At 64.9% G+C, this 25,454-nt stretch carries 14 protein-coding genes; 10 read left to right on the top strand and 4 right to left on the bottom strand.

Annotation, left to right across the window (positions count from 1 at the left end):
* Positions 1-97 precede the first annotated feature (97 nt).
* Both F3N42_RS11070 and F3N42_RS11075 read left to right on the top strand, forming a co-directional pair.
* The gene (locus F3N42_RS11070; protein WP_150864531.1) at positions 98-3,328 is read left to right on the top strand and encodes a DUF7133 domain-containing protein; all 3,231 of its coding nucleotides are present in this window, start codon (positions 98-100) and stop codon (positions 3,326-3,328) included.
* Between the two features lie 60 nt (positions 3,329-3,388).
* A complete protein-coding gene (locus F3N42_RS11075; RefSeq protein WP_150864532.1) occupies positions 3,389-3,799 on the top strand; it encodes a hypothetical protein in 411 nt (136 codons plus the stop codon).
* Between the two features lie 39 nt (positions 3,800-3,838).
* On the opposite strand, the gene F3N42_RS11080 is transcribed toward F3N42_RS11075, so the two are convergent.
* A complete protein-coding gene (locus tag F3N42_RS11080) occupies positions 3,839-4,906 on the bottom strand; it encodes an energy transducer TonB (protein ID WP_150864533.1) in 1,068 nt (355 codons plus the stop codon).
* Positions 4,907-4,945: 39 nt separating this feature from the next.
* Positions 4,946-6,673: a potassium/proton antiporter gene (locus tag F3N42_RS11085; RefSeq protein WP_318190955.1), complete on the bottom strand. Its 1,728-nt coding sequence runs from the start codon at positions 6,671-6,673 to the stop codon at positions 4,946-4,948.
* A gap of 462 nt (positions 6,674-7,135) precedes the next feature.
* Between F3N42_RS11085 and F3N42_RS11090 the strand changes: the two genes are divergently transcribed.
* The 7 genes from F3N42_RS11090 (at position 7,136) to F3N42_RS11120 (ending at position 17,199) form a co-directional block, all read left to right on the top strand.
* Complete coding sequence (locus tag F3N42_RS11090; RefSeq protein ID WP_150864534.1) at positions 7,136-8,722, top strand: alpha/beta hydrolase; 1,587 nt, start codon at positions 7,136-7,138, stop codon at positions 8,720-8,722.
* 5 nt (positions 8,723-8,727) lie between these two features.
* On the top strand, positions 8,728-9,177 hold the full coding sequence (locus F3N42_RS11095) for a DUF3465 domain-containing protein (protein WP_224784866.1): 450 nt from the start codon (positions 8,728-8,730) through the stop codon (positions 9,175-9,177).
* A 13-nt stretch (positions 9,178-9,190) separates the two neighbouring features.
* Positions 9,191-11,113 carry an ATP-binding cassette domain-containing protein gene (locus tag F3N42_RS11100; RefSeq protein ID WP_150864536.1) on the top strand — a complete coding sequence of 641 codons (1,923 nt, stop codon included), beginning with the start codon at positions 9,191-9,193 and terminating at the stop codon, positions 11,111-11,113.
* Positions 11,114-11,234: 121 nt separating this feature from the next.
* Positions 11,235-12,521, top strand: coding sequence for an SLC13 family permease (locus F3N42_RS11105; RefSeq protein WP_150864537.1), 1,287 nt, complete (start codon positions 11,235-11,237; stop codon positions 12,519-12,521).
* 117 nt (positions 12,522-12,638) lie between these two features.
* Complete coding sequence (locus F3N42_RS11110) at positions 12,639-14,150, top strand: tryptophan halogenase family protein (RefSeq protein WP_150864538.1); 1,512 nt, start codon at positions 12,639-12,641, stop codon at positions 14,148-14,150.
* Positions 14,147-15,667 carry a tryptophan 7-halogenase gene (locus tag F3N42_RS11115; RefSeq protein ID WP_150864539.1) on the top strand — a complete coding sequence of 507 codons (1,521 nt, stop codon included), beginning with the start codon at positions 14,147-14,149 and terminating at the stop codon, positions 15,665-15,667. Before F3N42_RS11110 ends, F3N42_RS11115 begins: the two co-directional genes overlap by 4 nt.
* Positions 15,667-17,199, top strand: a complete 1,533-nt coding sequence (locus F3N42_RS11120) for a tryptophan halogenase family protein (protein ID WP_150864540.1) — start codon at positions 15,667-15,669, stop codon at positions 17,197-17,199. Before F3N42_RS11115 ends, F3N42_RS11120 begins: the two co-directional genes overlap by 1 nt.
* A 187-nt stretch (positions 17,200-17,386) precedes the next feature.
* On the opposite strand, the gene F3N42_RS11125 is transcribed toward F3N42_RS11120, so the two are convergent.
* On the bottom strand, positions 17,387-20,830 hold the full coding sequence (locus F3N42_RS11125; RefSeq protein WP_150864541.1) for a TonB-dependent receptor: 3,444 nt from the start codon (positions 20,828-20,830) through the stop codon (positions 17,387-17,389).
* A 300-nt stretch (positions 20,831-21,130) separates the two neighbouring features.
* Here F3N42_RS11125 and F3N42_RS11130 point away from each other — a divergent pair, with 300 nt between their 5' ends.
* Entirely contained in the window at positions 21,131-22,141 is a 1,011-nt protein-coding gene (locus F3N42_RS11130) for a cupin-like domain-containing protein (protein ID WP_150864542.1), read from the top strand.
* 4 nt (positions 22,142-22,145) lie between these two features.
* Here the strand turns inward: F3N42_RS11130 and F3N42_RS11135 are convergent, their stop codons facing one another.
* Entirely contained in the window at positions 22,146-25,421 is a 3,276-nt protein-coding gene (locus F3N42_RS11135) for an amidohydrolase family protein (protein WP_150864543.1), read from the bottom strand.
* Positions 25,422-25,454 lie beyond the last annotated feature (33 nt).

The raw sequence follows: 25,454 nt of genomic DNA on the forward strand, positions 1-25,454 counted from the left end.
GTGGAAAGACAGCGCTGGCATGACGTCCTGCGCCGTCGGATAATGCCGTCTCAGCTCGAGTTTGTCACATGCCAATAAATAGAAAAGGTTGTCTCCGATGAAATACCGGCTCTCCCTCACTGCCCTGCTCGCCACCACCATCACCGCCGTCGTCGCCGACACGCCCAACCTGGAAATCGCCGACCAGGGCCGCCAGGCGGCGGCGAAAATTGACGCGGCGACGGACCAGACCGCCGACGCGGTAAACAACCTTGAGCTGCCCGAGGGCAGCGGCCTGGTCGCCGAGCTGTGGGCCGGCGAGCCGCTGCTGGCCAACCCGGTGGCATTTGATTTCGACGAGCAGGGCCGCCTGTACGTGGCCGAGACCTACCGCTACGGCACCAGCACGCTGGATATCCGCTCCTACATGCCGATGCTGGAAAACGACATGGCCTTCCGCACCATCGAGGAACGCGCGGCCGGCATCGAGGCCATCTTCGGCGACGATGCACGCAAGCTGGAAGTCGAGAGCGAACGCGTCCGGCTGATCCAGGACACCGACGGCGACGGCGTGGCTGACCAGTCGTCCGAGTACGCGGCCGGCTTCAACACCACGCTGGATGGCATCGCCTCCGGTGTGCTGGCGCGCAAGGGCGATGTCTGGCTGACCAATATCCCGTCGCTGTGGAAACTGGGCGGCATCGATGACGAGGGCCGCGCCACCTCGCGCGAAGAGATCCTGCGCGGCTTTGGCGTGCACTTTTCCTTCACCGGCCATGATTTCCACGGCCTGGCCGTTGGCCCGGACGGCAAGCTCTACTTCACCGTCGGCGACCGCGGCGCCGTGGTCGAGGGGCCGGACGGCGCCCGCGTCGACCTGCCCGATACCGGCGGCGTGATGCGCGCCAACTTCGACGGCACCGGCCTGGAACTGGTCCACACCGGCCTGCGCAACCCGCAGGAACTGGCCTTCGACGAACTGGGCAACCTGTTTACCGGCGACAACGACGGTGACATGGGCGACCGCGAGCGCCTGGTGCAGGTCGTGGAAGGCGGTGATTCCGGCTGGGTCATCGGCCACCAGCACCCGCCCATGGGCAATGGCGGCGTGTGGATGTCCGAGGGCTGGTGGGAAGACGACAACGAGGCCTTCCCGCGTTTCGCGCTGCCACCGCTGTTCCTGCTCGAAGACGGCCCATCCGGCATCGCCTACTACCCGGGCACCGGCCTGGGGCCGGACTACCAGGGGCATTTGTTCATCACCCACTTCCGCGGCAACACCACCACCAGCGGCGTGTGGTCGTACACGCTGGAGTCCGATGGCGCCAGCTACCGCCTGGGTGAGAAGGAAGCGTTCGTGAAGAACCTTCTGCCCACCGACGTCACCTTCGGTCCGGACGGCCGTTTCTACGTACTCGACTGGGTCGACGGCTGGCCGAAATCCAACCGCGGCCGTGTCTATGCCATTTCGCATCCGGACCACGCGGCCAGCGACGAAGTTCGCCAGGCACAGGCCATCATCGCCGGGGGCATGAGCGGCCGGGAAGACATCGAACTGGCCAGCCTGCTCGAGCACCCTAACTGGAACGTGCGCCTGGAAGCGCAACTGGAACTGGCGTCGCGCGGCGCCGACGCGCTGGGCCTGTTCACGGCTATCGCCAATGACCCGGACGCCGGCCTGCACGCGCGCCTGCACGCCACCTGGGGCCTGGGTATCCTGGCCGGCCACGGTCATGAGGGTGCCGAGACGGCCATCGCCGCATTGCTGGCGGCCGACGTCGCGGAGGTCCGCGCCCAGGCCGCGAAACTGGCCGGTGACCACCGCGTTGCCGGGCAGGTGCCACGACTGGTCGACCTGTTGCGGGACGACGACGCCCGGGTGAAATTCTTCGCCGCGCAAAGCCTGGGCAAATTCGGCGATGCCGACGCCGCGCCCGCCCTGCTCGAGGCCGCCCGGGTCAACAACGGCCAGGACCGCTACCTGGAGCACGCCATCATCATGGGCCTGGCCGGCAGCGCCGAAAGCGACACCCTCGAGGCCGCCATGACCGATGAATCGGCTGCCGTTCGCATGGCCGTACTGCAAGTCATGCGCCGCAACGCCGATGCCCGTGTCGCCGCCTTCCTGGATGATGAAGACGAGCAGATCGTCTTCGCGGCGGCACGCGCCATCAACGATGTGCCGATCGCGGATGCCTACGCCGACCTCGCCGCGGCCCTGCAGGGTGAGCACGCGGGCAACGACATCGTCGCGCTGCGTGCCATCAATGCCCAGCTGCGCCTGGGCCAACCCGGCAATGCCACCGCCCTTGCCCGCTATGCGGCCGACGACGCCAACCCCGAAAACCTGCGCGTCGAGGCCCTGGACCAGCTGGCCAGCTGGGCCTCGCCATTCGATCGCGACCGTATCATGGGCGTCTACCGCCCCCTCGACGACCGCGACCCGGCCCCGGCCCGCGAAGCACTGGCTACCGTGGCCGATTCCCTGCTGCAGTCGCGCGACACCGCCGTCCTGTCCAGCACCATCAGCGCCACCGCCGCGCTGGGCGTGACCGGCATCAATGACAGCCTGGCAGCGCTGGTGCTGGATGACGACATCGACGGGGAAGCACGCGCCGCCGCGCTCGAGCAGCTGAACGCCAATGATGACCCGCGGATGCTCGAACTGGCCCGGGCGGCCGGCGAGTCTGCCGCCCCGGAACTGCGCATGGCGGCGCTGCCGATCATGACCGAGCGTCTGCCGGACACGGCGGCGACGATGTTGCGCGAGATGACACTGGGCAGCGTCGATGAGCAACGCACCGCCTACGACACGCTGGCCACCACCGACCAGCCTTTCGCCGCTGGCCTGCTGGCCGAAAGCCTGGACCGCCTGGTTGCGGGTGAGGTACCGGCAGCCGCACAGCTGGAGTTGATCGAGGCCGCGGATGCCCACGACAGTACCCAGGTGGCGGAAGCCATGGCCCGCTGGGAAGCCGCCACCGCTACCGATGACGACCCGCTGGCGCCGTTCAGCTACGCCCTGGAGGGTGGCGACAGCAAGGCCGGCTGGAAAGTCTACTGGGGCAACTCGGCCATGCCCTGCGTGCGTTGCCACGTCATGGACCCGGACGCCGAGGCCGCCGGCCCCAGCCTGCAGGGCATCGGTTCGCGAATGGACCGTCGCGCCCTGCTTGAGGCTGTCGTCGACCCCAACGCCACCATCGCCGAGGGCTTCACGTCGCCGTCCAGCATGCCGGATATCTTCGACTCGCTGCTGTCACGCGCCGAGTTGCGCGATATCGTTGAAACGCTGGCCACGATGAAAGGTGATGCCGCAAACGAGGGCGACGGCAAACACGGCGAGTGAACGGGAAGAACGCGCCTACAGCTGCTATAACTGAACATAGTCCAGCAAGGAGGCCCGACCATGAACCGATCGACACGTACCCAAACTCGCACCCCTCATGCCGTCGCGATCATGATGGCTGGCCTGGCGGCGGTCATGGTTGCGGCGCCCGCCGCCGCGCAACCCCTGGTGGGCACCTGCGGCGACCTGCCCGATCACCTGGAGGCCTGCACGGCGTTCGAATGCACGTTCACACATCCGTTCACGGGCGGCGAGGAAACGCGGGCCGTGGTTGGTGAAGAGAACGGCAACTGTCACTACCGGGAGTCGATGCCCAACGATGGCGAGATGAACTGCAGTTATGACGAAGCCACGCGAAAGACCATGGCCACGTACTACCGCAGTTACTTCACGACCGGTGGGCCGCCGGATGGCGAGGACGCGTTCAACAACGCGCTGAAGGACGGTACCTGCGAAGTCAGCGGCTACTAGCCGGCAGGCACCAATACCATGCCCGGGGTCAGCCGCGGCCTAGTTCAGCTGCGGCAACTCCACGAACCGGAATGAAACCGGCTGGTCGCCCAGCACCTTTAGGCTACAGCCATCTTCCCCGGTCTCGACGCGATAGGCCAGGTCGGCCTCGGCGGTGAAACGCGCCGACTGCGCGCCGCACCACACTTCCACCTGTGCCCCGGCAGCATCGATTTCGGCAAAGCTGAAGCGGCCGCGGGCCAGTTGGTGTGACCAGGCATACGGGGAGTCGTCCAGGCAGTACAGGCATGGCTCCAGGTCGGCGTCCAGGACAATGGGCTCAGGCCCGGCGATCGCCTGCTCGAGCTGGACCGCCAGCTGGGCGCTGGGGTCTGTAACGGGCAGCTCGCCGGTTGAATCGATCAAGTCGTCGTAATGCGCCAGGGCGTCGGCCACCAGGCCGGCCTGTGCATCCAGGCGCATGGCGGAGCGCAGGAGTTGCCGGTAGGTCGCCGGTGCGACGGCGATATCGGCCACCACCAGCGCACGCTCCAGGTACTCGCGCGCCTGGACGTCGTCGCCGATCTTCTCGAAGTACTCGGCGCGCAGGAAGTCCATGTAGACCACGTCGGCCAGGCTGCGGTGCTTGAGCTTGTCGAGCGCCTCGATGCCCTCGCGCGCGCCGTCGATGTCGCCCTCGGCCAGCTCACGGCTGATGCCCTTGAAGCGCCGCGCCAGGCCGTTGGATACCTTGTCACGCTGGTGCCGGAGCGCGAAGATCACGCGGGCGGTCGAGCGCGTGGCGACGGGTTCGCCATCGCGCGTGGCGGGATCGTAGGTCCACTCGCTGACCGCCTCGATGGCCGCATCGCCAAAGATCCGTTCCATGCTCTGGTCAATGATTTCGATGTCGCTGGTGGTGCCGTCGGCCTCGATCGTGAAGCCCACGGTGACCCAGGCTTCGAGTCGGTTGGCGCGGGTGCCGGCCGGGTAGGCAATGGGGGGTTTTTCGTGCGCCACCGCCTGGGTGGTCTGGGCGACATCAATGAGGATGACGTCGTCGGCCGCTGCTGTCATCGACGCGGCCAGTGACAGCAACGCGACGAGACACGATTTCTTATTCTTCATTTACGCACTCCCTCTGAAAATTCATCCGGGGCCCGCGCCTCAATCAGAGAGCAGTTTCAGGCCCACCTGCAAAATTTTCCCCCTCGCCATTTTCTTGACCACCAGGTCGATGTTTCCAACCCGCAGGTGATCACCGACGACCGGCAAACGGTGGACCCTCTGGCGGATGACCGCGTCCAGGTCCAGCCCGCGCAAATCGTCTGGCGGCTGCACGCCATAACTGGCGCATACATCTTCAAAACGGACTTCGGGCTCCAGCGTGAAGTGCCCGAAGAACGCCGTGCCGGCCAGGTGCGTTGGCGTCGGCAGCGCAGAGAATAGCACTGGAAGCTCGGGAATTTCATGTGAAGGTGTCAGAAGCACCAGGTAATCCCCCGGTTTAAGCACCAGGTTGTCGTCGGGGGGCAACACTTCGCCCTGCCGGACCACGCCCAACTGGCGCACCCCGGGCGGCACCGGCAGGCGCGCCAGGTGGTAGGCATCCGCCGGGCTGCCGGCGTGTATGCGGTAGGCCAGCAACTCGCGGCTGACATCACCCGGCAGCACCACGCCCAGGTGCTCCCTGTCCTCGGGGTGCGGTGGCACGTCCAGGCCCAGGCCGCGCGCCAGCGGCGCAATGGTCCAGCCCTGGAAACAGAGCGACAGCAGCACCACGAAGAAGGTCACTTCAAAATACGTGTTGCTGTACTCCAGCCCGGTCAGCAACGGGAACAGCGCCAGGATGATGGGCACCGCGCCCTTCAGCCCTACCCAGCTGATAAACACCTGCTCGCGCAATGGGAACCGGAACGGCAGCAGGCTAAGGCCCACCGCGACGGGCCGCGCGACCAGCATCAGCACTGCGGCGATCACCAGCCCGGGATAAATCACGTCCATCAGCGTCGACGGCGTCACCAGCAGGCCCAGCAACAGGAACATGGTGATCTGGCTGAGCCACGCCAGCCCGTCCATCAGCCAGCGGATGTCGTGCAGGTAGTTCAGCGGCCGGTTACCCAGCACCAGGCCGATCAGGTAAATGGCGAGGAAACCGCTGCCGCCCCACAGGTTGGTCAGGCCGAAGACAGACAGCCCGAACGAGACGGCCAGCAAGGGATAGAGTACCCGGGACAGGGTCAGGCGGTTCAGCATCGGCAGCAACAGGAAGCCGCCGGCGATACCCATCAGCGCGCCCAGGCCCATCTGCCGGGCGAACTCGGCCAGCAGCGTGATGCCAAAGCCGCTGGTCTGGCCACTGTCCAGCAACGTCAGCAGCGAAACCGTCAGGAAAATCGCCATCGGGTCATTGGTGCCCGACTCGATCTCAAGAGTCGCACCGGAACGTTCCTTCAACTCCAGCCCGGCACCATGCAGCAGGCCAAACACCGCCGCCGCATCGGTACTGCCGACAATGGCCCCCAGCAACAGGCCGTTCAGCAGCGGCCAGTCCAGCACCCACGCGGCCACCACGCCGACAATCCCGCTGGTGATGAGCACACCGAACGTCGCCAGCGAAAGCGCCGGCTTAAGGCCAACACGGAAACTGCTGACATGCGTGCGCAGGCCGCCATCGAGCAGGATCACCGCCAGCGCAATGTTGCCCACCAGGAACGCGGTCTCGACATCGTCAAACTGCACGCCACCCGGGCCATCCTCTCCCGCCAGCATGCCCACCACCAGGAACAGCAGCAGCGACGGCGCGCCCAGGCGCTGCGACAGCCCGGTAATGGCGATGCTGAGCAGTCCCAGGAAAGCGCACAGCAGGATCAGTTCATAACTGTCGAAAATCAAGAATTCTTCCCCCCGGAAAGCCGGTACGACAACGATACCAGCACCGCGTCATCAGCGGTGACCGGGGGAGCTTATGGCGCCTGCACGACGGCCATGCTCACGCCGGGGCTTGCCCCAGAGGCGATAATGTTGGGCTGGTCGACCCTATCGTGTGGACCAATGGCCATCGGTAGCGCCAGCAAAAGCACGCCGCCCTGGTGCCATTGAAAAATACGGAAGCGGCCAGCGCCGCTTCCGCGTCCTCCCCCATCCCCTTTCAAACCGCCAGATCAGCGGTCCTCCATCCAGAATCCGGTTTTCATCACGACCCCGAACCGTTCTGTTAAGGTGTTGACTGGCCCGGCAAACGACCCGGTCCGGCAGGAACGTGAGCATTTTGCAACCCGTGCGTTGAACGGAGCGTGGTACAACCGTGGTAACCCGCGTGGAAATTGTTCTCCAGCCCCCCTGGATTCGAGCCTCATGACAACGACCTTCATCCGCACGCTCGGTGAAATCGCGGTGTATCGCGACGGCGAGTCCATCAAGCTGCCCGCATCGCGAAAAACGCGTGCACTACTGGGATACCTGGCACTGACTGCGAGGCCGCACCGGCGTGAGCGGCTGTGCGATTTGTTCTGGGAAGCCCCGGATGACCCTCGCGGCGCCTTGCGATGGTCCCTGAGCAAGATCCGCCCGCTGGTGAACGATACTTCGGTGCAGCGGCTCGAAGCTGATCGTGAACGGGCGGCCCTGAAAGGCGATGAGCTGTCAGTCGACCTGCACGACATCGCGGCAGAACTGGACGCCGCTGAGTTGCCTGTCACGCGGCTCGAGGCGATCGTCGCATTGCTAGGCGAAACGGTTCTCGATGGCTGCGACCTGCCTGACCAGTCGCTGTTCCAGGAGTGGCTGGTGGCGGAACGGCGCGACGCCGAGCGGCTGCGCGCTCGCGCGCTGCAACGGCTGGGCTCACACCCGGACTTGATGCCGGATCGCGCGCTGTCGGTCATCCGCACCTGGTCGGAGCTCGAACCGTTCAGCACTGATGCCGCCAATCACCTGGTCACGCGGCTGACACAGGCCGGCCGGGAGATCGAGGCCACAACAGCCCGTGAAGAATTTTCCGCACGCTTCCAGAAAGCGGGCATTGACTGGGTCCCCCAGCCCGGCGGCGCCGTTGTGCCGCCCGCGGCGCCCGACCCCATCACCACCGCACGCCAGTACCAGGCGCGACAGAAGATCCAGTTCTGCACGGCTTCTGACCGGGTCCGCATTGCCTACGCCAGCGTTGGTGAGGGCCCGCCCATCATCAAGGCCGCCAACTGGCTCAGTCATCTCGAGCTCGACTGGGACGCACCTATCTGGAGTCCATTGCTGCGTCAACTGGCCGTTGATCACCAGGTGGTGCGCTATGACGAGCGCGGCAATGGCCTGTCGGACTGGCAGGTCGATGACATCAGCTTCGAGGCCTTCGTCACCGACCTGGAAACCGTCGTTGAGGCCACTGGCCTGGAAAAATTCGCCTTACTGGGCATCAGCCAGGGTGCGGCGGTGTCCATCGAATATGCCGTGCGACACCCGGAAAGGGTTTCGAAGCTGGTCCTGTTCGGCGGCTACCCTGCGGGCTGGAGGATTGACGCCAGCGATGAACAGATTCGCGAACGCGAGGCGATCATGACGCTCACCGCCAGCGGCTGGGGTGCCGACAACCCGGCCTACCGACAGATCTTTTCCTCCACCTTCATGCCTGACGCCACGGCGGAGGAGTTCGCCTGGTTCAATGATTTCCAGCGCGCCACGACCTCGCCGGAAAACGCCGTACGGTTCCTGTCCGCGTTTGGCGATATCGACGTCAGGGACCGCCTGGCCCAGGTGCGGGTGCCTACCCTGGTCATTCACTCGCAGGGTGACCAGCGCATTCCCGCGCGCACCGGGCGGGAGATCGCGGCATCGATTCCGGATGCCGAATTCCTGGGCCTGGACTCCGACGGGCACCTGCTGCTGGGCCGTGAGCCCGCTTCTCAGGCCTTTGTCGGCGCGGTGCATGAGTTTCTGACCCGCGACTGAGTACGGTGCGCGACAGGATCATGAAAGGGCAGCGGATACTGGTTGTCGCCGCTTTGCTGGCGTTGGTGGCGTTCAATGCCTGGCGCGAAGGCAATGGCACTGGTACCACGCCGGAAACGGCGGGTAACCGCGCCATCCAGGCGGCCTACGAGAACCGCCAGGGTGACCTGCAGGTGCAGGGTGAAGGCGTGGTTGACCGCGTCCTGCCCGACGATACGCACGGCAGCCGACACCAGCGCTTTATCGTACGATTGCCCGGTGGCCTGACGGTCCTGGTGGCGCATAATATCGACCTGGCGCCGCGGGTCGCGGGCCTGGCCGAGGGTGACCGGGTCAGCTTCTTCGGCGAATACGAGTGGAACGAGCGCGGCGGCGTCGTGCACTGGACCCACCACGACCCCGGCCGTCGCCATGTCGACGGCTGGATCAGGCACAACGGCAAGACTTACCAGTGACAGCATTACAACGATGATCCGGCTCCAGGACGCCGCGCTACGGCGCGGCCCACGAATTCTGTTTGAAGGCGCGACATTCCAGGCCCACGCCGGCCAGCGCGTGGGCGTGGTGGGTGCCAATGGCAGCGGCAAGTCGTCGATGTTCGCGCTGTTAAGGGGCGAGCTGGAAACCGATGCCGGCGAGGCCACCATCGGCCAGGGCCTGGTGATGGCCCATGTCAGGCAGGAAAGCCCTGACGGCGGGCAGTCGGCACTGGACTATGTGCTCGACGGCGACGCCGAGCTACGGCGTGTGCAGGCCGGCATCGCCCGGGCGGAAGCCGGCGCCGCTTTGTGCGAAAACGAGTTGCACGCGCTGTACGAATCCATGGAGCGTATCGACGGCTACGGCGCGGAAGCCCGGGCCGGGCGGCTTCTGCATGGCCTGGGTTTTGCCGCGGACGAGGTCGGCAACCCGGTGAGCTCTTTTTCCGGTGGCTGGCGCATGCGCCTGAACCTGGCGCAGGCACTGATGTGCCGCTCGGATATCCTGCTGCTGGACGAGCCGACCAACCACCTGGACCTGCCCGCGATACTCTGGCTGGAGCGCCAGCTGAAGGCCTACGAGGGCATCCTGATGGTCATTTCGCACGACCGGGATTTTCTCGACGGGGTGTGCACGCGCATCCTGCACATCGAGCACCAGGCGATCACCGCCTATGCCGGCAACTACACCGAGTTCGAAGCGCGCCGCGCCGAGCAGCTGGCGCAGCAGCAGGCGATGTTTGAGCGCCAGCAGAAAGACCTGAAGCACCTGCAGTCCTTTGTCGACCGATTCCGCTACAAGGCCTCCAAGGCGAAGCAGGCGCAGAGCCGCCTGAAGATGATGGAGCGGATGCAGAAGATCGCGCCGGCGCATGCGGATTCACCGTTCCGGTTCCGCTTCATGGCGCCCGAGCGCCAGCCCCAGCACCTGCTGAAACTCGAGGGCGCCCGCCTGGGCTACGGCGACTCGGTGGTCCTGGACGGCGTAGGCCTGAGCATCTCCGCCGGTGACCGCCTGGGCCTGCTGGGCGTCAATGGCGCCGGTAAGTCCACGCTGGTCAAGGCACTGGCCGACGGCGCGACGGTGCTGGGTGGCGAACGTGTCGCCCATCGCGACACCCACATCGGCTATTTCGCCCAGCACCAGCTGGAACAGCTCAATCCCGACCAGAGCCCGTTCGACCACCTGCAACGGCTGATGCCGGGCGAGCGCGAGGCCGACCTGCGTAACTTCCTGGGCCGCTTTGGCTTCAGCGGCGAGCGAATCTTCGAACCGGTCGCGCCGTTTTCCGGCGGCGAGAAGGCCCGACTGGTGCTGGCGCTGATGATCCGCCAGCAGCCCAACCTGCTGTTGCTCGATGAGCCAACCAACCACCTCGACCTGGAGATGCGCCAGGCCCTGAGCGTCGCACTGATGGAGTATGACGGCGCATTGGTCGTGATCGCCCATGATCGCCACCTGTTGCGCAGTGTCTGCGATGAGCTGCTGATCGTCCACGACGGCGGCGTCGAGACCTTCGACCGCTCGCTCGATGACTACGCGGCCTGGCTGCGCGAACGCGAGTCCGGCGGCAGCGACGCCCCCGGGGACGATGCCGCACCGCAACCGGCGAACGACACCGGGCCACGCCCCAACCGCCGCGAGGAACGGCGCCTGGAAGCCGAGAAGCGCCAGCGGCTCAAGCCGCTGACGGACCGCGTGCGCGAGGTCGAAAAGCAACTGGAGAAGCTACGCGGCGAACTCGAAAAACTGGAGCAGCAACTGGCCGACGAGGCCCTGTATACCGACGGCGCGCGCAAGGACGAGCTCACCGAGCTGGTCCGCCGCCAGGGCGAGGCCAGGGCCGCCATCGACGACCTGGAATGGACCTGGCTGGAGGCCAGCGAGAAGCTCGAGGCCGCGGCCGGCTGATGGCCCTGCCACGCTAGCGATTTCGATGGTTTCAGCGGGGAATCAGGGGTAAATTAGGCCCGCTGGACCAGCGCCGGGACATCGCCCGGCGCCGCGGTCGCAGCGTCCAGAGGCGTTCTCCTTGACCCCGCAGATGATCCTGGTGTTTGCCGTCACCGCTGTTGTGTTCTTCGGCTTCATTCGCGAACGGCAACCGCCGGATATCATTGCCCTTCTGGGTGTAGCGCTGTTGCTGCTGACCGGCGCGCTGTCCACCCCGCAGTTGCTGAGCGTGTTCTCCAGCGGCGCGCCGATCACCATCGCTGCCATGTTCGTGCTCAGCAAGGCGCTGGAGAACACCGGCATCATTGCCAGCCTGGGCGCGCTGGCCGGGCGCCTGGCCGGGGCGTCGTGGCTGCGGGCGATGCTGTTACTGATGCTGCCGGTCACGTTCGTTTCCGCGTTTGCCAACAACACGCCCGTCGTTGTCGTACTCACACCGGTCATCATCACGCTGGCGCATCGGCAGGGCATCGCCGCATCCCGGTACCTGATCCCGTTGTCGTACGCCAGCATCCTGGGCGGCACCTGCACCCTGGTGGGTACCTCTACGAACCTGCTGGTCGACGGCATTGCCCAGCGAGAAGGCCTGGCGCCGTTTGGGATCTTTGACATCACCCTGGTGGGCGTACTGCTGGCCGTGTGCGGCCTGGCCTACCTGCTGTTGTTTGGCTGGTGGCTGCTGCCGGACCGCGCGCCGGACGCGCGCAGCGTTTCGGCGGCGTTGCCCGCCCCCGGGGACCCGGGCGACCCAGCGCACACGCCGCGGCGGCGAAAGGCTCCGCTGGCCGTGGCAGTGATCCTGGCCGTGGTCACGCTGGCGGCACTGCACGTGCTGCCCATTGTTTCGCTGGCGGTGATCGGCGCCATCGTCGTGGTCGCAGCCGGCTGCCTGACGGCCGGCGAGGCCTACCGGGCCGTCCACTGGCCGATCATCATGCTGATCTTCGCCATGCTGGCCATCGGCCTGGCGCTCGAACAGACCGGCGCAATGCGGCTGTTGGTGAATGTCCTGGACGGCCTGACCGCAGGGCTGGGCCCCGTGGGCCTGCTGCTGGTGATCTACGTGGTGACATCCATCGCGACGGAGTTCATGAGCAACAACGCGGCGGCGATCCTGTTCACCCCGGTGGCGATCGGCGCGGCGCTGGCCGCGGGGCTGGACCCAAAGCCGTTTGTCGTGGCGGTCATGATGGCCGGCAGCGCCAGCTTCGCCACGCCCATTGGCTACCAGACCAATACCATCGTTTACCGGGCCGGGGGCTACCGGTTCAGCGACTTCCTGCGTATCGGGCTGCCCATGAACCTGCTGGCCATGGCGGTGACCGTGCTTGCCATCCCCCGGGTCTGGCCATTGCAGGCTGGTTAGCAGGCCATTGGCGGGCCATTAACGGTCGGATTAAGTTTAGAATGGGTTGATGCAGGAACACGGCTCTGCGAATCACAATAACAATGACATCCGTCCAAGATTGAGACACCCGGCGTTATGACTGACCCCATCGATATCGTCATCGTCGGCGGTGGCACCGCCGGCTGGATGACTGCCGCGGCACTGGCCGCGACAGTCGGTAAGGACTACCGGGTTCGCCTGGTGGAATCCGACCAGATCGGCACCGTCGGCGTGGGTGAGGCCACGCTGCCGCAGATGAAGGACTTCAATGATCATATCGGCATACTCGAAGCCGAGATGATGGCCCGGACCCAGGCGACGTTCAAACTCGGCATCGAGTTCCGCGACTGGGGTTACCCGGGTTCTTCCTACATCCACCCCTTCGGCGAATTCGGCCGCCCGCGCGGCGGTGTCGACTTCCTGCAGCACTGGGTACGCGCCCGCCAGGCGGGAGAAGCCGAGCCGATCGAGGCCTACTCCTACGCGGTCCAGGCCTGCCGCCATGGGCGTTTCGACTTTCCGGTCGAGGACAAGAGCGAGATCAACTCCACCTACGCCTACGCCTACCACCTGGATGCCGGCCTGTACGCGGCCTACCTGCGCGAGTTCGCGCAGGCGCGCGGCGTGGAGCGAACCGAGGGCCGGATTGTCGGGGTGGACCGGCACGCCGAAAGCGGCCTGGTTGAAGCGGTGCAACTGGAATCCGGCGAAAAGGTCTCCGGCGACTGGTTTATCGACTGCTCCGGCTTCCGCTCGCTGCTGCTGGGCGAGACGCTGGAGGTGCCGTTCGAGGACTGGTCGGAGTGGCTGCCCTGCGACCGCGCCGTCGCCGTGCCCAGTGAGCGCGACGACAGGCCCGCACCCTTCACCCGCTCCACGGCGCTGGAGGCAGGCTGGCAATGGCGTATCCCGCTGCAACACCGCACCGGCAACGGCCACGTGTTCTGCAGTCGCTACATCAGCGACGACGAGGCCACGGCGCGGCTGCTCGAAAACCTGGACAGCGCGGCGCTGGCCGACCCACGGGTCCTGCGCTTCCAGGCCGGCCGGCGCAGCCGCTCCTGGGAGGGCAACTGTATTGCCGTCGGGCTGTCCAGCGGCTTCCTCGAACCACTGGAATCGACCAGCATCTACCTGGTCCAGGTGGCGATCATGGCGCTGACCCGGCTGTTCCCACGCCGCCGGCCCGAGCCGGCACTGATTAACGAGTTCAATCGCCTGGTCGACTACGAATACGACCGTGTGCGCGACTTCCTGATCCTGCATTACCACCTGAACCAGCGCGACGACGGCGAGTTGTGGCGACACTGCCGCGAAATGTCCGTGCCGGACAGCCTGGCCGAGAAAATGGAGCTGTTCCGACGGCGCGGCTTTATCGACCGGTATCGCTTCGGACTGTTCGCGCCGCCCAGCTGGATTTCCGTGTTCCTGGGCCAGGGGCTGTCACCTGCGGGCCACGAGCCGCTGGCGGATAACACGCCGCTTGAAGACGCGATCGGGCGGATGCGCGAGCTCCAGGCATCGATCGATTCGCGCGTCCAGGTCATGCCGGCGCACGGGGAGTTCGTCGCCGACTATTGCCCTGCCACGAAGGCGGCCCTGTCATGAGCGGCGCCGTACGCAAGGTCGTGATTATCGGCCGCGACGCCGCGGCCTGGCTGTCGGCGCTGACGCTGCAGCGCAGCTTTGGCCGAACCGGGGTCGAGATCGAGCTGGTCGAGCTGCCGTCGACGCTGGGCCCCGAGGACGGCTTTGTCACCCTGCCCTCGCAACGTGCTTTCCACCAGTTGCTGGGCCTGGACGAGACCCGCCTGCTGCGTGCGTCAAAGGGCGTGTACTCACTGGGGCAGCGGTTCTCGAACTGGTCGGGCGCGGCCGCGCCGTTCATACACGCCTATGACACGCACGGCGTGGCCCTGAACCGCGTCGACTTCTTCCAGCACTGGCTGCGGGCCCGCGCGAGCGGACTGTCGGTGCCGCTGGAGGACTTTTCACTGGGCGCGGTGGCGGCGCGGCAGGGTCGGTACGTGATCTTCAACGAGGCCACCAGCGGTTTCTCGCGCGCCACCCATGGCTACAACCTGTCGGCGATTCCCTACCTGGTCGCCATCGGCAAGGTCGCGCTGCACGAAGGCCTGCGCCACAGCCGTGGCGAGGTTCGCGAGGTGCGCCATGATGGCCGTCAGATTAGTGCCATCACGCTGGCGGACGGCCGAGAACTCAAAGCCGACCTGTTTATCGACGCCAGCGGCCGCGAAGCGCGACTGCTGCGCGAACTGGAACCCGGCGACAACTTCGAGTCCTGGCAGCACTGGCTGCCCTTCGACCGGCGCATGGTGGCGTCGGCGCCGGCGCTTCACCCGCTGCCGGCCTTCAATCAGGTCTCCGCGTTCAAGTCGGGCTGGATCGGTATCTTCCCGTTGGCCGACCGCACCGTGCTGGTGACCAGCTACGCGTCGGCGGCCACCGGCGAGGCCGACATCGCCCAGCTGACCTCGGCGCTCAGCGGCCTGCGAATCGAGGGCGATGCGGTCACCGAGCAGACCAGGGCCGGCGGCCGGCGCCAGCACTGGCTGGGCAACTGCGTGGCCGTGGGCGACACGGCGACACGCCTGGACCCGCTCGACGCCAACCACCTGCAGCTGCTGCAGACCGGGCTCTCCTGGCTGGTGACCCTGTTCCCGACCCATCCCGAAGACATGCCCGAGTCGGCCGTGTACAACCAGAAGATGAGCGAGCACGCGGCCGGCGTGCGCGACTTCCAGGTCGCCCACATGCACCTGAACCAGCGCTACGGCGACCCGGCCTGGGACGCCCCGCGCGAACAGGCGCCGCCGGCATCGCTGGCGCAGAAGCTCGACCTGTTCCGCGCCCGCGGTGTTGTCGCGATGAACGACAACGAGACATTCCAGGAAGAGAACTGGACCTCGGTGCTGGCCGGCCACGGCCTGCTACCCCAGGCCTGGGACCCATTGGCGGACGCAGTGCCCGAGCAGGAGCTGATCGGTAATTTCCAGCGCATGCTGGGCTTTATCGGCACCGAGGTGCAGTCCATGCCCACCCTGCAGGACCACATGGAGCTGACCGCCCCCCAACAACCTGAATCGGACTATATATTCGGCTGATGAACAAACGACCCGCAATCAACAGGATCGTCATCGTCGGTGGTGGTACCGCCGGCTGGATGACCGCGGCCGCCCTGGCCAAGGTGCTGGGCACCCAGTTGCACGACATCACGCTGGTGGAATCGGAAATGATCGGCACCGTGGGTGTCGGTGAAGCCACCATCCCGATGATCCAGCTGTACAACAACGTGCTGGGGCTGGACGAGGACGAGTTCGTTCGGGAAACCAACGCCACCTTCAAGCTGGGCATCGAGTTCGTCGACTGGCGCAAGCTGGGGCACAGCTATTTCCACCCCTTCGGCAATTTCGGCGTCGACATGGACGGCATCGGCTTCATCCACTACTGGGCGCGCTGGAAACAGTCCGGCGGTGGCATGCCGTACAGCCGCTTCAACGCCGAAACCGAGGCCGCCGGCAAGCGACGGTTTATGCGCACGTCCGGGGAGACCGGCCCCAAAACCATGCCGGCCATCAACTATGCGTTCCAGTTCGACGCCAGCCTGTACGCCGCCTACCTTCGCCGCTATTCGGAAAAACGCGGTGCGAAGCGCATCGAGGGCAAGGTCGTGGATGTCACGCAATGCCCCGAGTCCGGTGACATCCGCTCGGTCACGCTGGAAAGCGGCCAGGTCATCGAGGGCGACCTGTTCATCGATTGCTCGGGCTTTCGCGGCCTGCTGATCGAGCAGGTCTACAAGGCCGGCTACGACGACTGGAGCCACTGGCTGCCGGTCAACCGCGCCGTGGCCGTGCCCTGCGAGAGCGCCGGCGACTGGCTGCCGTACACCCGATCCACTGCGCGCGAAGCCGGCTGGCAATGGCGGATTCCGTTACAGCACCGCACCGGCAACGGCTACGTCTACTGCGACCAGTACATCAGCGAAGACGAGGCGGCCGAGAAGCTCATGTCCCGCCTGGACGCGCCGGCCATGGCCGATCCGCGCACGCTGCGTTTCGTCACCGGCCGCCGCCGGCGTTGCTGGATCAACAACTGCCTGGCCTTCGGCCTGTCCAGCGGCTTCCTGGAGCCCCTGGAATCAACCAGTATCCACCTGATCCAGGTCGCCATTTCCAAGCTGCTGGCCATGTTCCCCAAGAACGGCATCAACCCGCGCCTGGTCACGCGTTACAACGACGAAATGGATTACGAGTACGACAACGTCAAGGACTTCCTCATCGCCCACTACAAGATCACCGAGCGCGATGACACCCCGTTCTGGCAGTACGTCCGCAACATGGACATCCCCGACTCGCTGCAGGAACGCCTGGACATCTTCAAGGCGCGCGGCGAAGTCATGGCCCGGCAGATGGAACTGTTCAAGGAAACCAGCTGGTACGCCGTACTGGTGGGACAGGGCCTGGAGCCGGAAGGCTACCACCCCGTCGCCGACGCCATTTCCGAAGACGAACTCCGGCTGCGCCTGACCCAAATCCGCACCGGCATCCAGAACCGCGTAGAAAGCATGCCCGAACACCGTGAATTCGTACGCCAGCACTGCGCCTCGCCCACCGCCAAGTTCGGTGACGCGTAACGGGTGACGCGTTACGGGTGACGGGTGACGGGTGCGGTTTTCGCTGGCGTCCATGCTACCGAAGCCTCTTCCCGAAACGACAACCACCCAGCGCACCAAAGCCGGCCCCGTTACGCGTCACGCGTCACGCGTCACCCACAAAAAAGCCCGGCGATTGCCGGGCTTTTTTGTGGCTTCAGCGCGGTGTTTAGCGGCTGAAGAACCTCAGGTAGAGCGTGTAACGCACGTCGTTCTGGAACCAGGCGTTCGGCAGGAGCAGCCCGCCATCGTCGGCGTCCGTAACCTGCTGGAACAGCTTGGTTTCCGTGTTGAGCAGGTTGCTGCCCGACAAGCCGAGTTCCCAGGAGTCGCTGATCTGCCAGCGGATTGACGCATCAAGCTGGCCGTAGTCATCGTTCCAGATCGGGTAGGCCACACAGCAGTCGACCGCCGTGACCATGTACTCGGAGCGCCAGCTGTAGGCCGCTCGGACCGAGATCGGGCCCTTCTCGTACATACCGATGAAGGTGTAGGAGTTCTCCGACAGGCCTTCAAGCGCGTCCACCTGGATGGCGTCCGGCGCCTGGCCGGTTATCGTGGTGCCATCGCCGACTTCAGAGGTATTGGTGTTGGAAATACCCTTGTTGTCGATGTAGGTGTAGTTGGCCTGCACACCCAGCCCGTCAAACGGTGCTGGCAGGAAGTCGAAGAAGCGCTGGAACGACAACTCGAAACCCTGAAGTTCAGCGCCGTCGCCATTCAGCGGCCCGCGGACCTCGACCTGCTTGGTCACGCCGTTGTTGGTCAGGTCACGATAGAAGCTGCCAAACTGGATGTAGTCGTCAAACTTCTTGTGGAAGATGGCGGCCGTCAGTGAACCGACGTCGGCGAAGTAGTACTCCAGCGAGATATCCCACTGGTTCGCGATGATCGGCTCCAGGTACGGGTTCTGCGCTCCACCGGAGTAGTCGACGTTAGCGCCGACGATATCGCCGTTGGTGTCCTTCACCCACAGCGGATCGTTGGCGTCATCCTGGCTGGGCAGCGTGCCACCAAAGCCGAGGTAGTTCTTCATGTTGCCAATATCCGGCCGCGACATGGCCTGTGACCAGGCGAATCGCAACAGCACTTCATCGGTCAGGTCGAACTTGATGTTGAAGCTTGGCAGGAAGTGGTCATGATCGACATCAACCGTGCTCAGCGCGTTCGCGCCGTTCATGTAGGCGTAGTCGTCTTCTGAAATGTAACAGCCGGTGGTGAACGGAACTGCCGGCGGTGTGCCGTCATCACGAACACCGTTCGCGTAACAGCCGAGGTTCTCGTACGCACGCGGCAGCGGGTTGTCGACGTAGGACCCATCGTCAGCGTAGATCCGTTCGAAGAACAGTGTTTCATCCATCAACGGGTAGGCGATACCGCCCGAGCTCTTGTTGTTGGTTTCAACATAACGAACGCCGACGTTACCGGAGAACGGGATGCCAAAGATCTCGGCGTCATCACCGCCGAAGTTCAGCTGCACATACGCCGCATTGGTGGTCTCCGAGACCTCGGAAATTTCCGCCGGCAGGTAACAGGTGCCCGGCGTTTCGCCAACACGGTCACCCACGTTGGAACAGATCGGATCCCAGCCAACACCGCCGGCCAGACCAAGCGCCGCGGCGCCGAACTGGTTGGCGAAGCCCTGCTGGTCCTGAAGCAGGTCCATGTTCGCGAACACGTAGTCCAGCGGTGACAACAGGCCGCCACCGAAGAAGTCAGAGTTAAACGCACGGTTGACGTAGTAGCCCGTGGGGTAACCGTTAAAGCCCGTGTTACCCGAGTTATCCGGGTTGTGCTGGTCAATGTTGAAGTAGGCGTTCTGGCCACCACCAGTCCAGGTGTTGGCCACGTTCTGCCAGTTGTAACCACTCCAGCGCACGGTCTGGTCACGGTCGGCGTAACGCACACCCATCTTGACCGACTCCATCCAGCCGGAATCGAGATCGATTTCGATGTCGCCACGCAGCGCCAGCTCGTTACCGTCGCTGTCCTCAACATGGTCCATGATGTGCTTGAAGTACCAGTTGTTCGGGTTGGAGTAACCTCCGTCGGACAGGTTGACGTTGGTCGGCGGCTGCATTTCGACCACCGGGCGCGCGCCGGTCAGGTCCCAGTACGCGTTGGTGAACGAGTTGAATGCCACTTCGATGTCGTAATTCTGCACCGTGGAATCGATGTACTGGACATCGAAATTGGTGCGGATCGTATCCGTCACCGCCCACTTCAGGTTCCAGCCGAAGTCCTGGGTCTTGTTCTCGTTGTTGTTGGAACGCGTGGCCGTCGAGAGATCGACACCGCGTTCTGTCGGCGCACAGCCGTTCCAACCGTAACAGGGGTTTACAAACGGCATGCCCGCGGCGTTCTGGGCAAACCCGGATGCCTCGGTCGCGTCATTGCCCCACCAGCCCACACCGGTGGTCATCACACCCGTCTGGAACAGGCCATTTTCATCAAACGTGAACGCCGGAGTACCGGGCGCCGGACACGGCACCGTGGTGTCGTTGTTGGCGCAAGGCGTCTGGCCTTCGACTTCGTAGAACACGCTCTGCCCGTAGGACAGGTCGGCCGGGGCCGAGGTCACCACGTACTCTTCCCAGGCGTTGTTGTAGTCGGAACTGTTGTACTGCACCGAGGTGCTGACCGTATCGTCCGCGCTGGCCCACTGCGCCGCCAGCGAGATACCGGTACGCTCGCGCTCATACAGGTTGTCGCGCATGGCGATATTGGCCGGAATGTAGGCCAGGTCAACGCCATCGTAGACGTTGCGGAAGCGGTTCATGCGGTACAGCTGGATACCCTCGGAGCGCGTGTGCACCTCGGAGTAAGCGGCGTTGGCCATGATGCCGAATTCACTACCACCGGACAGGACCCAGCGGTTGCTGTACAGGCCGGAAATTTCCGGCGTGAAGTCTTCCGAGAGGTCGCCGTAGTTGACGCCGGCCGACAGGGCAAAGGTCTGGTCTTCCTGGTCGAACGGCAGACGCGTGCGCATGTTGACCGTGCCGGAGATGCCGCCCTCGATCAATTCGGCCATCTGGTTCTTGTAGGTGTCGACGCCGGCCATCAGTTCCGGTGACACATCACCCCAGCTCAGGCCACGGGACGAGTTGGCGCTGAATGAATCGCGACCGTTGAACTCGGTGCGGACCATGTCCAGGCCGCGGACGATAACGCCCGAAGGCTCGGCCGAGAAGTGCGCAGTGTCCGAAGACGCGGCAAAACGGTTGACCGTGATACCGGCCACGCGCTGCAGGGCCTCGGCCACGGATTTGTCAGGGAATGAACCCAGGTCTTCGGCGGTGATGGTTTCGATCACGGTGTCGGCGTTGCGCTTCAGGGCCTGGGCGGTTTCCAGGTTGGTGCGCATACCGGAGACGATGACTTCCTCCATGATGCTGTCCGATTCGGACTGCTCGTTCTCTTCGAATTCCTGCGTGTCGATGTTCTCATCGTCACTGGTGGCGCCGGAGTTGGACACCTGCGCGAACGCCGGACCGGCAGCCAGTGCGCCGGCAATTGCGGCAAACAGGGCGCCGCGGCGTAGCGGGGATCTCCGGGTGAGTTCGGTGTCCTCTTCATTGAGCGTGGACGTGTTACGCATCTTCTTCGACATGGATTGTCTCCCCTCGGTCGGGTTGTTTTATGTGTTTAATCCAGTGCCGTGGGCTGCACCCTACAAGGGGCAATCCGCACGAGCCGTACACGAGGTCGTCAAACGGGGTGGTGCCATCCGGCAAGCGGACTGTTGTTCTGAGCCTCGATTTTCTATGCTGCCCGTTCTCTCGCCGGGCGCGTGTAACTTATTTTTGTTACCGCTCTCATGCTAATGTTTGGTTTAAAAACTGTCAAACGTTTTACAAAAACTCGTGATTCGGCGCCCCGAGAAGCGCAAACGATTGAGACCATAGCCGTCATGCAAGCCATCCAGGAAGTTCATGAATTAACTGCAGAGCAGTTCTACGAGGAGATCTTGCCGGGCGGGCAACCGGCGGTGTTTCGAGGACTGGTCAGTGATTGGCCGCTGGTCCAGGCGGCCAGGACATCAGACACATCTTTCTGTGACTACATCCGGGCGTTCGACCGTGGCCAGGACATCAGCACGGCGCAGGGGCCGGCTTCCATCAATGGCCGCCTGTTCTACAACGCCGACCTCAGCGGCCTGAACTTCCGCACCGTGCAGTCACGGTTGTCGACATCGCTGCAATTCCTGCTCGAGCATGCCAACGACACGGCGCCGCCCACCCTGGCGATCCAGTCAGCCGTGATCAGTCATTACCTGCCCGGCATGGAGCGCGAAAATCGCCTGCCTGGTGGACTGGTACCCCCCGACATCGACCCGCGGCTCTGGCTTGGCGGCCGGGCGACGGTGGCCGCCCATTACGATCCTTCCGAGAATATGGCCTGTTGCGTGGCCGGGCGGCGCCGGTTCACGCTGTTTCCGCCGGAGCAGGTCGCCAACCTCTATATCGGCCCCCTGGAACTGACGCCGGCCGGCGCCGCCATCAGCATGGTCGACTTCGACCAGCCCGACCTGGACCGCCACCCCAGGTTCCGGGATGCGCTCGCTGCCGCGCTGGTCGCCGACCTCGAGCCCGGCGATGCCATTTACATCCCCTACCTGTGGTGGCACCACGTGCGCGCGCTGGATGCCATTAACGCCCTGGTGAACTACTGGTGGACGCCCATGCCCGCTCGTGGCGGTGACCCACGCAATGCCCTGCTCCACGCCATGCTGGCGATCCGTGACCTGCCGCCAGGCTACCGGGCGGCATGGCGATCAATGTTCGAGCATTACGCCTTTGACGACAGACCGGTTGCCAGTGAGCACCTGCCGGAGAGCCGGCGCGGCATCCTGGGCGACCTGGATGCCGCTGACGTCACCCGCCTGAAACAGGCACTGGCGCGGGCATTGGGCCGCCAGTAAGGCCTTAGTGTCGCCGCGAGTGTGAGTGCTCCGCCGCGGCGGCGGAGGGGTGCACGGTGTCGCCGCCTTCCAGTTCCCAGAAGAACGGCTGGCGCTTGACGGCTGCCGGCCATACCTGGTTCATGGTTTCCGCTTCGAACAGCCGGCCGTTGATCATCGTGGCGTGAACGTATTCACTGCGGCGCAGGTCATCCAGCGGATTGCCGTCGATGATCACGAGGTCGGCCAGCTTGCCCGACTCGATCGAGCCGATTTCGCCGTCCATGCCCAGCGACCAGGCGCCGCTGGCCGTCGCGGCACGCAGGGCCTGCCAGGGCGTGAACCCGCCCTGCTCCAGCATCCACATCTCCCAATGCAGGGCCAGGCCCTCGCGCTGTCCGTGGGCACCGGTATTCACGGCCACACCACGGTCCATCAGCTGTTTGGCCGAGGCGGCCACGTGAATGTGGTTGTAGTGTGAATCCGGCGCGGTCTGGCGACGGATGGCGCGCGGTTCGACACGCGACTTCGGCGTATAACGCATCAGCCGCTCGTTTTCCCAGACGTTGGTGCGGTCGTACCAGTAGCGCTCGCCTTCCATGCCGCCGAAGGACACACCCAGCGTCGGCGTGTACGCGGTGCCGGTCTGCGACCACAGCTGCAGCACGTCGTCATAAATGTGCTTCAGCGTCATCGAGTGTTCAATGGTGGTGTGGCCATCGACGATCTCGGTCATGTTGTGCTGGAACTTCATGCCGCCTTCCGGCACCACCATCACGCCCAGCTCATCGCCAGCCTCGACAATCATCTGGCGTGAATCACGACGGGGCAGCTGGTAACTCTTCACCGACACCGCGCCGGCCTGTTTCAGGCGGCTGACGTGGAACTGCGCGTCCTCCAGCGACTCCACGTCAACGTGGTAGCCAATGCCCTTCGCGCCGTAGAGAATGGTGCCGGTGGAAAAGATGCGCGGCGCGACCAGCCTTCCGGCGCGCTGCATTTCGCTGGCCGCGAAAATCTCCGTCGTGTCATTGGACGGGTCATGGATGGTGGTGACGCCGAATGCCAGGTTCGAGTACTGCATCCAGTTTTGCTGCGGCGTGATGCCGTCACGGGCCATGCCGCCATGGGCATGGGCGTCAATGAAGCCCGGCAGGATGGTCTTGCCGGACACGTCGATCACCCGCTGGTCTTCCGCGATGCTGACATCGCTCCGCGCACCCACGGCAACGATCCGGTTACCGCTGACGGCCACCACGCCGTCCTCGATAATCTCCTGCGTGCCCGCCATCGCATCGCGCATGGTGACGACGGTGCCGCCCACCAGGTACACGGTGCCGTCGGGGATATCGGCGTCAACCTGGAAGCCGATATCCGTGCCCCGCTCAAGCGGTTCCGGCAGCGGCGTGCTGGCACCTTCGACGAAAGCGAAGGCCTCGCCCAGCGCGCGACGGTACAGCACCGGGCCCAGGCTCCAGGTCACCGTGTCGTTGCCCTGCCAGGCCAGGAAGGCGCCGGCGCGCGCGGACAACTGCCGCACGGGGTAGGCCTTGCTGCTGCCGGAGAGGGTCACCGGCTTGCCGGTCATCGGCAGCGGCGCCAGGTAGGCTTCGTAGCCCTCGATGAAAGCCAGCCACTGGCCATCCGGCGACAGCGCCATGGCAGCGATATCGCTGCCGCGGGCATGAATGCGCTCGTCCTGGCCGGACAAGTCAACGCTCTTCAGGGCCAGGCCGCCATCGGCCTGGGCCTGGAACCAGACGCGCGCGCCGTCGGCGGAAAAACGCGGCCAGCTGCCACCGGAAACCAGGTGCCTGGGCGCCTGGGCCGCATCGGCCGGAACGACGTACAAGCCAGGCTCCAGCGACCACAGCGGCGACAACAGGTAACCGCCACCCATCTGCCGGTAAGCCACGGACTGGCCATCGGCGGAAAAGGCCGGCTCGACATAATTGCCGGGATTGGGTGTCAGCACTGTCTCCGTACCGTCGGCCAGGTCCAACACGCGGACACTGCCCTGGTCCATGTCTGACCAGGTCGTATAAACGAGCTGGTCACCCGTGGGCGAGAACGCGGGGTAGAACTCGAAATGCGTGCCCTGGGTTGTCAGCCGAACCGGCTCGCCATCCGGCAGTTGTCGCTTCCACAGCACGCCCAGGGCCTGGAACACGACGGTCTCGCCATCCGGCGACACTACCGGCCACCGCGGCATCTGCACGGTAAAACGATCCGGCGCCACGTCCACTTCGTGGCGCAGCGTGTCCCGCACCCACATGGACTTGCGCAAGCGGACCGGCACGGCGGTGACCTCCCGGCTTTCAACGTCCACACGGTGCAGGCCGCCACCTGACCAGAACACGATCGCGCTGCTGTCAGGCGTCCACTCGATCGACGGCGCGTTGCCCTCGGTACCCGACGTTTCCTGCAGGTCGCGCTCGAAGTCGTCATGGAGCATGAATTCGCGGCCGGTTTCCAGGTCCTTCAGGTAGATGGCCGAGCGCAGGTCGACCAGCCGCTTGATGAACGCCAGCCAGCGGCCGTCGGGCGACGGCGCGGGCCGCACGGCGCCACCGGGGCCGGTCACGAATTCGCGCGTTTCGCCGGTTTCACGGTCGTAGCGCTGGATGACGAAAATCTGCCCGGTGGAATCCTTGCCGTATTGCCAGACGCGGCCGGCGGTGGTGTCCTGCGCGAAGTACACGTAACGACCATCGGCGGAGAACACCGGGTCGGCCTGGTTTTTCTGGTCCTCGTCGCCATGCGGGCGCTCGGTCAGCTGCAGGCCCTTGCCCTTAGCACCGGCATGGAACATCCAGATTTCGCCGCCGGCGATGCTGCGCGAACCCATGAACGACTTCTTCGCCACCAGGTACTGGCCGTTCGGGCTCCAGGCCGGGTTGTGCACCAGGTGTTCATGCTCGTCGCTAACGGGCCGGGCGTTGGTGCCATCGGCATCCATGACCCACAGGTTGTCCGCTCCACCGCGATCGGAAACGAAGGCGATGGAGAGACCATCGGGGCTGAATCGCGGCTGGTAGTTCCAGGGGATGCCTTCCGTCAGCGCCCGGGCCTCGCCGCCAGCCATGGGTACGGAATAGATGTCACCCAGCGCGTCGAAGACGATGGTCTCGCCGTCCGGGGACACCGTCACGTTCGACCAGGTGGTCTCGCGGGTATCAATCTCGATACTGCGCCAGTCGCCCGGCGGGTTGGCCACGTCCCAGGCGTCATCGGCGGCCTGTGCCAGGCCGGTAACCGCGGCCAGCAGGACGGCGGTAAGGAAGGGTCGAAAATCGGGCATGGCTCAAGCTCCATCAAGGGCCGGGATCATCCG

Origin of the sequence: Marinihelvus fidelis (assembly GCF_008725655.1) — a bacterium.
GTDB lineage: Bacteria > Pseudomonadota > Gammaproteobacteria > Xanthomonadales > SZUA-36 > Marinihelvus > Marinihelvus fidelis.

Coding starts and splice junctions, on each gene's coding strand:
- F3N42_RS11100 (WP_150864536.1), top strand. CDS start 9,191: ATGATCCGGCTCCAGGACGCCGCGCTACGGCGCGGCCCACGAATTCTG.
- F3N42_RS11130 (WP_150864542.1), top strand. CDS start 21,131: ATGCAAGCCATCCAGGAAGTTCATGAATTAACTGCAGAGCAGTTCTAC.
- F3N42_RS11070 (WP_150864531.1), top strand. CDS start 98: ATGAAATACCGGCTCTCCCTCACTGCCCTGCTCGCCACCACCATCACC.
- F3N42_RS11090 (WP_150864534.1), top strand. CDS start 7,136: ATGACAACGACCTTCATCCGCACGCTCGGTGAAATCGCGGTGTATCGC.
- F3N42_RS11115 (WP_150864539.1), top strand. CDS start 14,147: ATGAGCGGCGCCGTACGCAAGGTCGTGATTATCGGCCGCGACGCCGCG.
- F3N42_RS11075 (WP_150864532.1), top strand. CDS start 3,389: ATGAACCGATCGACACGTACCCAAACTCGCACCCCTCATGCCGTCGCG.
- F3N42_RS11120 (WP_150864540.1), top strand. CDS start 15,667: ATGAACAAACGACCCGCAATCAACAGGATCGTCATCGTCGGTGGTGGT.
- F3N42_RS11125 (WP_150864541.1), bottom strand. CDS start 20,830: ATGTCGAAGAAGATGCGTAACACGTCCACGCTCAATGAAGAGGACACC.
- F3N42_RS11110 (WP_150864538.1), top strand. CDS start 12,639: ATGACTGACCCCATCGATATCGTCATCGTCGGCGGTGGCACCGCCGGC.
- F3N42_RS11135 (WP_150864543.1), bottom strand. CDS start 25,421: ATGCCCGATTTTCGACCCTTCCTTACCGCCGTCCTGCTGGCCGCGGTT.
- F3N42_RS11080 (WP_150864533.1), bottom strand. CDS start 4,906: ATGAAGAATAAGAAATCGTGTCTCGTCGCGTTGCTGTCACTGGCCGCG.